General features: G+C 42.0%; 7 protein-coding genes. 6 read left to right on the top strand and 1 reads right to left on the bottom strand.

The features are described from left to right. Positions 1-147 precede the first annotated feature (147 nt). From H5183_RS06315 to H5183_RS06290, 6 genes are all read left to right on the top strand, one after another. Positions 148-912: an SDR family oxidoreductase gene (locus H5183_RS06315; RefSeq protein ID WP_145239119.1), complete on the top strand. Its 765-nt coding sequence runs from the start codon at positions 148-150 to the stop codon at positions 910-912. Between the two features lie 23 nt (positions 913-935). Further along, positions 936-1778, top strand: a complete 843-nt coding sequence (gene kduI, locus H5183_RS06310; RefSeq protein WP_182731227.1) for a 5-dehydro-4-deoxy-D-glucuronate isomerase — start codon at positions 936-938, stop codon at positions 1776-1778. A 41-nt stretch (positions 1779-1819) separates the two neighbouring features. Further along, positions 1820-2797, top strand: coding sequence for a TRAP transporter substrate-binding protein (locus H5183_RS06305; protein ID WP_259397119.1), 978 nt, complete (start codon positions 1820-1822; stop codon positions 2795-2797). Positions 2798-2806: 9 nt separating this feature from the next. Next, the gene (locus H5183_RS06300; RefSeq protein ID WP_145239113.1) at positions 2807-3295 is read left to right on the top strand and encodes a TRAP transporter small permease; all 489 of its coding nucleotides are present in this window, start codon (positions 2807-2809) and stop codon (positions 3293-3295) included. Next, positions 3295-4596: a TRAP transporter large permease gene (locus H5183_RS06295; RefSeq protein WP_145239111.1), complete on the top strand. Its 1302-nt coding sequence runs from the start codon at positions 3295-3297 to the stop codon at positions 4594-4596. Before H5183_RS06300 ends, H5183_RS06295 begins: the two co-directional genes overlap by 1 nt. Before the next feature lie 190 nt (positions 4597-4786). After that, positions 4787-5806, top strand: a complete 1020-nt coding sequence (locus H5183_RS06290) for a LacI family DNA-binding transcriptional regulator (RefSeq protein WP_145239108.1) — start codon at positions 4787-4789, stop codon at positions 5804-5806. Between the two features lie 610 nt (positions 5807-6416). Here H5183_RS06290 and H5183_RS06285 read toward each other — a convergent pair. Next, positions 6417-12587: a pectinesterase family protein gene (locus tag H5183_RS06285; protein WP_182731226.1), complete on the bottom strand. Its 6171-nt coding sequence runs from the start codon at positions 12585-12587 to the stop codon at positions 6417-6419. Positions 12588-12613: the final 26 nt, after the last annotated feature.

The following is a 12613-nucleotide window of genomic DNA, read 5'->3' as shown; positions in this document are numbered from 1 at the left end:
TTACATCTTAGCCATATTTGCCACCGGTGGCAAATAATATTTGACAAATTGCCACCGGTAGCGAAGAATGGGTATTAACAAGTTTAGTCAATTCAGTTTACATTGAATTAGTAATTACGTAATAAACACTTTATACAGGAATTTAAAATGACAGCCACTTTGTTTGATCTAACTTCAAAAACGGCACTCGTCACCGGTGCAAGCCGCGGACTGGGTCAACAAATTGCACTGGGTTTAGCAGCTGCTGGCGCCAAGGTTATTTGCAGTAGTAGTAAAGAGCACGGCTGCCAAGCAACGTGTCAGATGATCAAAGAGCGCGGTGGTGAGGCGTATGATTATGCAGCTGATTTGAGTAATACGGATTCAGTGAATGCCTTAGCAGCTACAGCCTTAGCTAATCATGGCGGTATTGATATTTTGGTTAATGTTGGCGGCACAATATTTCGCAGCCCTGCGGTGGATTACCCGTATGAGCAATGGCAGAACGTGATGAAAGTAAACCTTGATGCCAGTTTTTTATTGGCCCAAGCGGTTGCGCCAAACATGATCAAACAAGGGTTTGGCAAAATAATTAATATTGCCTCAATGCTGTCATACAGCGGCGGTATGACAGTCCCAGCATATACCGCGAGCAAACATGCGGTAGCGGGTCTTACTAAAGCGCTGGCAAACGAATGGGCGCAACACAATATTCAGGTTAATGCTATTGCGCCAGGTTATTTTAGAACCGATAACACCCAAGCATTACAAGATGATGCCGCTCGTAATAGTGAAATTGAAAAGCGTATCCCTGCGGGGCGTTGGGGTGAAGCAGAAGACTTAATTGGTTCAGCCATATTTTTATCATCAACAGCCAGTGACTATGTCAATGGCCATATTCTCGCGGTTGATGGTGGCTGGTTAGCACGATAATTTTTAATTTTAGGTAGCATGTTATGAGCACACAAATAGAGTCACGTTATGCCGTTGGTCCAAATGAAGTTAAAGGCTATGACACCCAACAGTTAAGAGATGAGTTTTTGGTCGACAAACTCATGCAAGAGAACACCATTTATTGGTTATACACCCACTACGAGCGTTTTATGGTGGGCAGTGCGGTGCCAACCAGCGCACCGCTTAGGTTAGAAACGGTAGACAACTTAAAAGCAGCAAACTTTTTAACAGGTAGAGAGCTTGGTGTGATCAATGTTGGCGGCAGCGGCACGGTGACTGCTGATGGAGAAGATTTTCAGCTTGGCTATAAAGATGCCTTGTATTTAGGTAAAGATACCAATGAGGTGCTGTTTAGTAGTCATGACAGTGGCAATCCTGCAAAATTTTATCTTAATTCTGCACCAGCTCACCACAAATATCCAAATAAGTTAGTGACGCGTAATGATGCCAATGTATTGCATTTAGGTGCGCTTGAAACCTCCAATGAGCGCAATATTAATCAGATGCTGATCAATACCGTAGTACAAACATGCCAACTACAAATGGGGCTAACGGAATTAAAACCAGGCAGCGTCTGGAATACCATGCCAGCTCATCAGCATGATCGTCGCAACGAAGTGTATTTTTATTTTGAAGTGCCAGAGCAGCAAGCGGTGTGTCACTTTATGGGCGAGCCGACTGAAACACGCCATATTTGGGTACATAACGAGCAAGCAGTGGTATCGCCACCGTGGTCAATTCACTCAGGTGCTGGCACACAAAACTACAGTTTTATTTGGGGCATGGCTGGTGAAAACCTCGATTATGATGATATGGATAAATATCAACCGAGCGAGCTGAGATAATCAGCTCTTTTATGATCATATAGCGATAAGAAGAAATAATAATGAATAGAAATCTTCTCATAAAGATAATGCTAGTTTTGTCGTTATTTTTGCTAACTAGTTGCACTGATGACAAAAAAACAGTGCGATTAACTTTGGCACATACATTAGACACCCGCCATGTGGTGCATCAAGCAATGGAATATATGGCTGAACGTTTGGCATTTTATTCAAATGGCACAATGGAAATTGTTATCTATCCAGGTGGTCAGTTGGGGTCTGAACGTGAACTCATTGAGTTGTTACAAATTGGAAGTTTATCAATCACTAAAGTATCGGCAAGCCCGCTGGAAGGCTTTGTACCTGAGATGAAAGTGTTTGGCATTCCGTATTTGTTTCGCGATAGTGAACATTTTTGGCGTGTACTTAAAAGTGACTTAGGCACCGATCTACTTAATAAAGTGAGCACTGCAAGGCTTAAAGGTTTGGGCTATTACGATGCAGGCAGCCGCAGCTTTTACACCACCAATGGCGCGATTAATACCCCAGATGATTTAATAGGTAAAAAAATTCGCGTGTTAAATAGCCCTACAGCAGTAGCAACAGTGCAGGCTTTAGGCGGCGCTGCAGCACCGATTGCATGGGGCGAATTATATGCCGCACTGCAACAAGGTGTAGTTGATGGCGCAGAGAACAATCCGCCAAGCTATTACTTATCTCGTCATTACGAAATCGCTAAATATTATTCGCTGGACGAACATACCTTTGTTCCAGATGTAATTTTAGCAAGCTTAGAAGTTTGGAACTCACTTAACAACGAACAACAACAGTGGTTAACCCAAGCGATGGCCGACTCTGTTGAGTACCAACGTTCATTGTGGCAAAACGCATCTGATGAGGCGCTTAAAGCAGTTATCGCAGAAGGCGTACAAGTGACCTACCCTGACAAACAAGCGTTTCAAGATAAAGTGGCTGATTTTCATGCTTCGTTCGCTGATACAGCGGTTGCAGCTCACATTAAAAAAATAAAAAGCATGTAGGAGCAAACAATGCGACAACTCAACACACACTTAAATCGCATCATAGAGCGATTACTGATTTTGGCCATGATAGCAATTGTAACCGTTGTTTGTTGGCAAGTATTTTCACGATTTATTTTACGTGCACCGAGCTCATACACCGAAGAGTTAGCGCGTTTTATCCTGATTTGGATTGGTGTCTTGGGCGCTTCGTATGCGTATCGTACTAAAGCACATTTAGGACTTGATCTGTTTTATCAAAAAATGATCCCGTCACTTAGGTATAAGTGTTCATTTGTAATCGAAATCTGCGTGCTGATCACAGCATTAAGTATTTTAGTGTATGGCGGCAGCCAATTGATGATGCTGAGCTTTGAATTAAAGCAAACGTCAGCGGCGCTTGAGATCAACATGGGTTATGTGTATATCGTTTTACCGCTGAGCGGGGTGTTGATTGTGATTAATTGCATTGAAAACCTGATCAATTATGCACAGCAAAAATTCACGGAGGAAGCGTAATGGACTTAACAGCAATTGTTTTAATCGTTTGTTTTTTTGTATTGTTATTTATTAATGTACCTATTTCTTTGTGTATTGCGCTATCAACATTAGCAGCGCTATTAATGCACATTGATTTTACGCCTGCCACTACGACCATAGCCCAACAAATGGCCGGTGGCATTGATAGTTTCGCATTATTGGCAATCCCATTTTTTATCTTGTCTGGATTGATAATGGGTCAAGGCGGCATTGCTAAACGGCTGATTGAATGTGCTATGGCGATGATAGGCTTTTTACCCGGCGGCCTGGCACTCGTAAATGTAATGTCGTGCATGTTATTTGGTGCAATATCAGGCTCTGCCGTTGCAGCCACATCGGCGATTGGTAGTTTTATGGTGCCAGAAATGAAAAAACATGGTTACAGTGCCAGTTTTGCTGCGGCGGTTACCGCAAGTGCAGCCACTACGGGCATGTTAATACCACCGAGTAATATTTTAATTATCTATGCCATCGCCAGTGGTGGGGTGTCGATTGCGGCATTATTTATTGCCGGCTACTTACCGGGTATTTTAGTAGGGCTGGCATTGATGATTGTTTGCGCTATTTACTCGATTAAAAACAACTACCCAGTAACAGCAAGACTGCCATTTAACATTGTGATGAAAAAAATACTCGCAGCTTTGCCAAGCTTGTTGCTTATTTTTATTGTTATTGGCGGCATTATTGGCGGTGTATTTACCGCAACTGAAGCCGGCGCTATTGCCGTTATTTATGCTTTAATACTGTCGGTATTTATCTACAAAGAAATCAATATAGCTGAAATGCCTGCTATATTACTAAAAGCTTGTGAAACAACGGCTATTGTAATGCTGATCATTGCCGCGTCTTCGGGCATGTCGTGGTTATTGTCATACACACATATTCCACAGCTGGTCAGTGAGTTCTTTTTAACACTCAGTGATAATCCGATTTTAATCTTGTTGTTAATCAATCTGATTTTAATTTTGGTTGGCGCGTTTATTGATATGACGCCTGCGGTATTGATTTTTACACCGATCTTTTTACCGGTAGCTGAGCAATTTGGTATGTCGCCGATTCAATTTGGGATTATGATTGTATTAAACTTATCAATTGGCTTGGTGTCTCCGCCAGTTGGGAGTGTGCTGTTTGTCAGTTGTGCGGTGGCGAAAACATCGTTACATAAAATAATTAAGCCAATGATGCCGCTGTATGCTGTGATGTTTCTGGTATTGATGTTGGTTACATATGTACCGGCGATCAGTGAAACGTTACCGCGTTTATTTGGTTTAATCGAGTAACTAACCTGAACTTGGGATAATTTATTTGCCAGCGTTTAGGCCAACTTAATCAAACAAATCTGTGATGGAGCTCAACAGCTCCATTTTTCTTTTAAATCAAAGTAGTCAATGTATAACAAGAGCTGACTAACTACTTCTATGGATCTACGGTTAGTGTTAAACTTTGCAATCATCCTAAATAGGAACTTTTATGTCAGTAACGATTAATGATGTAGCTAAGCTGTGTGGTGTTTCAAAGCGCACAGTTTCACGTGTGATCAACCGCTCTCCCGCTGTGGGTGAAGCGACGCGAGAGCGAGTGCTTAAAATTATCAGCGAAGTTGGTTTTTCTCCTGACAAACAAGCTCGGGGGCTGGCATCAAGTCGTTCTTACTTATTAGGTTTAATTTATGATAACCCCGATGCATTGTATATTGATCAGGTGCAACGAGGTGCATTAAGCGTCTGCTCTGAACTTGGCTATGAATTGGTTGTTCATCCTAGTTACTCTAAAAGTGCTGAATTTATTGACGATTGCCTGTCATTTATCTCTCGCTCTAAACTTGATGGCGTGATTATTTTACCGCCAGTATCTGAAAACAAAGAGTTAGCTGCAGCAATTCGTGAAGCAGGTTGTCCTTATGTGCGCTTAGCATCGGTAGATTTAGATGATGCTGATAACATTGTGGTCTCAGACGAACGCGCAGCAATGAAAGAAATGGCCAGCTACTTGGTTGAACTTGGCCATAAAGACATTGGTTTTATTTCTGGACCGCAGGTTTATCGTTCTTCAATTGAACGCTTAGCTGGATTTTTAGCTGAACTGCAACAATGTAATGTGCAACTGCCTGGAAATCGTATTATTGAAGGCAAAAATAGTTACGAAAGTGGTATTGAGTGCGCTATGACATTGTTAAGCACTGAACCAAGACCAACGGCCATTGTTGCTAACAACGACGAAATGGCGGCTGGGGTGTTACGGGTTGCCAGTAATTTAAACATCAAAGTACCAGAACAGCTATCAGTAGCAGGTTTTGATGATAATATTTTGGCTTCACGGATCATTCCATCGCTAACGACTATTCGAAGACCTGTACAAAATATGGCATGTTTAGCGGTGCAAAAACTCATCAATAAAAGCCAATCGACACAAAGTGAAAAAATTAAATTAGATGACGTAGTCACTCCTTATTTAGTGAAGCGTGAATCTACTAACAGATGCGCTAAATAGTACCGATTACCCCCCTCATAATAACCTTTTTGTTACAGACATATAAAGCGCCTAACTGACAGTAGGGCGCTTACTTCTATCCGTAATCCAATATACTTTTTTGATTTAATTAATGAGTTAATTAAATTTGAGGAGCACCTTTGATAAAATAGCATGAAATATCGCTGTTAAACCAAACGGCCGATATGCTGCTTAAAGGGTAAAATGCATAGCGCTCGTTTTTAATATCTGGAACATTTTGAGCGCTGTAAGCCCCGGCTGATATCAATTGTATTAAGTTACTGACCATTTATAGCGACAGATAAATACAGTGATAACAAGGCAGAAATTTTGATAGGGTGTTCTTGGCAATTACTCCTGCATTGCTCTACCTCCTGCATCTATGCAGTCGTACTTGAAAAATTACTAACTCAATTTAATAACGTTAACTTCATGCCCTAGCTCTTTAACCGCAGCGCCTGTTAATCTCTTTGTGAATTATTAACTTGAAGATTTTGTTGCGCAAAGAGAAAGGAATGATATGGATAAAAAAATACCCTTGCTGTGCGGGGCAAGGGTATTGGTAACTATCAAATTGTCTTAAAGCAGCGCTTGGCTGCTCTCATTACAACTACTGAATGGTTATCTCATCCAATGTGATAGTTGCTTCACTTTCCGTTCTGAGAGTGATGAATGAGGTTGCTGTGGCTACCAACCCATCGACGGTGTACGTTTGACCAGGGACGAGCTCTTCAAGTTTTACTGAATAAAACTTTGAAGAGCCGCCATGGATCGAATTAGCGCTACCTGAGGTATTGTTATCTACATATATTTGGAAGCTTTTTGCGGTGTTACCTGCTACAGCCGCAACTTTAAAGCTCACTTGATAGTTGTTACTTAAATCAAGTAGACCCGTTGTGCTTGCATCCGCTGAGGTGGTATTCACCGCAGGGGTGGTATTGGCAATGCTAATACGTGCACCTGTCATGGTTAGTTGCCCAGCGGATACATCGATTGTGCCAGTGACACGATGAAACAGCGGGGTCCCCGTACCCGCTAAACCTGATAGGTCGCGGTAGCTATTACTAAAAAATTCGTCAGCATTTGCTGCGGCAAAATTTTCAGTAAATGGTAAACCAAGCGGCTGTTGCACAGGTGGCTCACTTGGCGCTGCAATGTCTGGGATGTCTAAATCGCTTTGATCTATTTTACCAATACCGGCATGGGCAATAACATGCGCTTTAACGTCCATTACTGGAGTTAACTTATACTCGTAAGGTGCTTGGTATGAGCTGGTGGGTGTCATACCTGTAGCAGTAACCTCTGCTGCCACATCGCCGTCAGCCACATCACCCCAAGTAACGCCTTCACCTAGGTAGTTACCAGAGGTATTCCAATAACCAATTACTTTTGAGTAAAAAGAGACCACAGGATTTTTAGTATGCTCAAAGTAGTTATTCTCAATATGTAGCTCTGCGCCCATTCGTGAGTTAATCGCGCTAGAGGTGATATTGTTATAATAGTTGTTGAATATATGGCCTAGACCAAATCTAAACAACGGAACACGCGATATGATGTTTTCAAAGCGGTTATGGTGAAAGGTAATATGACGATTCTTGTTGCTGCTCGAGTCATCATCACTGTGACCATGGAGTGACGTTTTCCAGCTATCGTGAATATAGTTATATGAAATGGTAATGTTTTCAGCACCCGATTTAGAATCGATTAAACCATCATAATAATCTTGATCAACATTTAACGATGAATAGAGTTCGTTATGATCAATCCAGATATTCGCGGTAGGTTTATTTTCATCACCTTCAATCGAAATACCATCTTTACCGCCGGTAAGTACTTCATGGATTTTTAAGTTTTGGATAATGATGTTATTAGCACGACGAATAGCAATGCCGATACCACTTAGCTCACCACGATCTGCCACACCAATGATTGAGATATTATCCATATCTTTAATTTCGATAGAAGAATTATCGCCGCCACTGTTTGCATCAGTAATGACACCGTCGACATAAATAGTCACTGGAACACCTGATGATTTTGCTTGTGCTAAAGCCGATTTAAGCGCTGTGCCATTATCAACGGTCACGACTGTTCCACCTTCGCCACCGGTTAGGTTAAAATTATAACCAGCAAAACCCAGACTATTATTCACCGGTGTAATTGCAATTGGCTCATCTGGCAAGATTGGGATTGCTAGTGGTTCAGGTGTCCAACCTTGGCCATCATTAAAGCTTGCAAAAATAGCATTACGCTCAAGTAAGTTAACCACGTCGCTGTCTTGCATAATGTAACCGCCAACACGGGCACTTAAATCAAGGGCATTACCTGCTAAATCCATGCTGCCATACTCGCGCCAGCCACTGGTAGCCGTTGCAATTTCTGGATTTGGTGCAGGTTGACTGTTAACACCTTGCACAGCCCAACCTGAGGTTGCAATGTGGGTATCAAACTTATTATTGATAAGCGTTATGTTATCGAAATATGTGTCACTGCCACCACTGCGTGCAATATAGGTTGAATTATCTAACACATCATTGCCAATTGGTCCTGGGCCATGAGTAAAACTACTGTTTAAAAAGATAAAGCCAGGATCTGTTTGCACAGGTACGCGTGCTTGTAATACATAGCCTCCAGAGGTGTCTTTCGTTGGGTCATTGTCTTTAGAGTCACCTATAGTGCGTATTTCACTGCTTTCAAATAATGCGGTAACTGGGTAGCCCCAAATAAAGTCAACATTACCAGCAACTAAGCTGTTGTAGAACCAGCTATAACCTTTCAGTAATAGGGTATCTTGTTCGCTAATAAAGCTGGCATTATTAGCCACTAAACGACCATTACTATTAAAGTAAATTGTTTCAGCTTGGTTTGAATCAACCTTGTTACGCAAATGCGTGTTTTTCAATGTTAGGTTGTTGATCACTAACATATCCGCACCTTCAACTAAGAATACACCACGACCGCCACCCGGTGTGCCAGAACCTACAGGCGCACTGCCACCTGAGCCACCATTGAGTGTTTCGAAGTTTTCGTACTGAATAATAGTATTGTCTTGGCTTTGCCCTTGTATAGTTACGTTATTTTTATTACGTAAGAATAGCAGTTCATTATATACACCATCTTTGACTGAAATGGTGGTTTGCTCATCTTTAGCAAGATTTGCCATTGCAAAGTTAAGTGCACCTTGCACGGTTCTAAAGTCAGCTACACCGTCATCATCAACCAATAGTTGATTGCTTGCCGGCGTTGTCACTTTAGTGGTGAACGTCCATTGGCTATTATCACCGAGGCCAATAAAATCAGTACCGTTGAGTTGTGCGCCTAATACCACATCATCACCAATGACAACACGATAAGTATGGCCATATTCAAGCACATTATTATGCGGTTTAATGGTTAAGGTATTGCCTTCAATTGTGAGCGGGTAGTAGTACACAGAGCGGACTTTATCCTGGCCGGTGTAGCCTATCACATCGACATTTTTACCCACTTTGAGGGTATCAACTAGGGTGTTGTCGTTTTGCTTATAAATACGAACTTCACCTAAACTACCAAAGGTAGGGGCGTTATCAAAAGTAAGCGATAATTGGGTATCAACAAATTGGTTATCGCTAGCAATCGCTGGCATTACTTTAGCTGTTAAATCACCATAGTCAGCAGTTGGCATAACAAAGCCTTCTGCAACAGAGACTTTAATAGTACGGGTAATACTTGGGTCTGAATCCGATACAAATGTGACCGTTGCATCGCCTGCAGCAATCGGTGTAAGGGTGATCGCATTTGCATCGATTGCAACGCTCACCACTGCTTCATTGCTTGAAGTGACCGTGTAGGTGTCGGCTGTGATACCGTCGTTTTTAATCGCTGTAACGTTGATCAACAATGGATCCATACTGGTACTTGTGTCCCAATTAGGCTCTTTGTAATCAAGGGTTAACTGAATTGGCTTGATGCTAGGGTCGCCCACTTTTACATCATCAATTTCAAACGAACGATTATTCGTAAACACACCAATTAAGCCACGCGCTGTATAGCTGCTATCAGTCGCAGAGCCCATTTTCTCACCATCTAAGTATACGGTAAGTTGATCATCAATCATCTCAAAGCGAGTGGTGTACCAAACGCCATCTTCTGTAGCGCCTTTTTCACCGAGTAAGATTGGTGATTTTGTTTGCACTGGACGCGAAATTGATCCTTCGCTACTAACGGCAACTTCCACTTGCGTACTGCTTGATGAGTTTTGCACATTTAAGCCACCGGCGTACCAATTACCGGCATTTAAATAGCGTGCCATCAAAAAGATCTGCTTATTGGCCGTTGTAGAGTTCTGACGTGGGCGAATTTTCGCTTCAACAAAGTAGTTACCTGTCGCAGGTACGTTTGCCATAGCTTCTTCAGTGGCTAAAATTAGCTCGCCACCAGCACCGCCTGCGGTGTATCGCATCATGTTATTACCCATAATGTCGAGTACATCAAACTCACCCATTGGGGCTTCTGTGTTATCTGGCTTGGCTAAAATTTGCCAATTATTTAAATCACCATTGTCAAAGTCATCACAAAAATACAGTTCAGGTGCATCCGTGCAGCTAAATTCAGATGGATCTTTAACATACTCAACTCTGAGGTTATTGATAACCACAGTGCCGCCTGTTTCGGTACGTAACTGTAAAAATGAATTTTTAGTCGCAAGCTTTCCGGGTACTGTTAAAGTTTGACCAGGGGTAAGCGAGTTGATCAATTCATTATAAAAACGTGAGTCATTACCATGGATTGATTTAGAACTGCTTGATGAGTTGTTATCCACATAAATTTGGAATTTATTATCACCTTCAGGGTCACTTATACTGACAATATCCATCACCACTTGATAAGGACGAGACAAATCCAGCGCTCCACTGGTGGTGGTATCCGTTGCTGCTGTTTCAATACCTGGGGTGGTGTTACCTAATGTGAAACGACCTCCATTGAGTTCTAATCCAGTATCAATCACAGTGACTGAGCCGCCTGTTTTGCTAAACATGGGGATTTCATCGCCGTTTGCATCAATAATTTTTTGATGATCAACAGAGAAAATATCCGCAGTAAGTGCGGTAAAGTCAGTGGTAATTGGTAATTCTACTGTTGGGATCTCACCTTCCACAGGAGGATCAATCGGTGGTTCAACCGGCGGTTCAACATCTGGTACGTCGGTTGCCACTGTTTCAATGGTTAAGTTATCAATGACAATCATTGCCGCTGAATCAGTGCGTATTTGGAAATATGAATTTTTAATCTCAGGATTTAAAATACCGCGGGCATCGACATGAGTCAGATCAGGGCCAGTATTTACATCTTCGCCTGGAATGTAGGTATATGAAAACCGTTGACCTGCAGGGGTGTTGGTTTCGTTTATGTCTTTACCATAAAACTTTGAAGCACCGCCATGCACTGAATTACTTTGACTGGCAGTATTATTATCAATATAAAGCGATAATCCACCAGCACTATTATGAGAAACAACATCAAAGCTAATGGTAAACCCTTCGCTTAAATTATAAATCCCCACACCTGAGTTATCAGTCGCTGTTGATTCTTTGCCGGGCAGGGTATTACCGATGGTAATACGGTCGCCTTCAAGAATTAGTTGGCCTGCTACATCGTCAATTTTTGCACTACCGCCACTTTTAAAATATAACGGGCCGCTGCCTTGCTCATCCGATAAGCTTTTATAGCTCGATGAGAAAAATGTTTCAGTGTCAGTATCAAACTCTTCAATTAAGGCTAAACCAGCTTGCTGAGCTAAATCGTTGAGTTTGATTAACTCTTCTTGAGCTTGTTGTTCGGAGAACACTAAAATATTGTTTTTAGCATCATCATTACTATCACAAGTAAGCACCAGTGTTGCCAATGCACTTGGATCGCTGGTGGCACAAACACTATAGGTATTATTAACCGTATTATGGGAACGAGAAATTATATACTCAGTGGTAGCAGACTCGCCCTCAACTGAGGTCAGTGCAAGTACGCGATTACCAAATAAAAACGAATAATTGCCTGTTACTGTTTCGCTACCATCCACTACTTGGCTGAATGTGCCACTAAGGTTTGCTTCATCAACGGGTGTTAATATCAACTGTGCAATACTTGCCTCACTGCCTTGTACTAATGGGTTATACAATGTTCCGCTAAAATCGGCAGTATTAAATGCTAAAGGTTGGGTGCTGTTGTATTGCTTAAAAATAAAATCAACAAAGTGCACAATCGCTTGATCAGCTGGAATTAAGGTATTATTAGCTGAGCCTGCATCAGCGAGCCACGCATTAACGTTTGCCTCAAACTCATCGCTACTAAAATAGTCCGTAATCGTTTGTCCTTCGGCTAAAGTCATAACGGCTGCTTGTGCTGCTTGCTCGCTGATGGTGATGCCATTGCTAGGATCACCATCAACATCTAGTGACTGTAATAAACGCAAACTATTAATAACAGCAGGATGAAACACGGTATCTGTCGAAAATAAAGCAAGTGGAGTTAATACATTGGCGGCAGAGACCGTAGGGAAGGTAAGTGCACCAATTGAGAAATCGATAGCTTCACCTCTAAAGTAATCGAATTGTCCATTTGCGTTTGTTACACCATTGCTTATTGATGGGCTGTTGTAGGTTAAACCAGCAACAGGGCTGTCAACAAATACCCCTTGCACTGGTGGTAACGGGGCTTCTTTGACATTGATAGAACTATCTTCACCGCAGCCTGCTAAGATCGCGGTGATCAGCAAACACGATGGTATTTTTATTGTATTATTCATGCATCCCTCCAAGGATGAAAGCGCGT

Source organism: Pseudoalteromonas sp. SR44-8 (assembly GCF_014163635.1).
Lineage (GTDB): Bacteria > Pseudomonadota > Gammaproteobacteria > Enterobacterales > Alteromonadaceae > Pseudoalteromonas > Pseudoalteromonas rhizosphaerae.
Note: the sequence above shows the minus strand (reverse complement) of the source record. Positions and strands in the feature narration are given on the sequence as shown.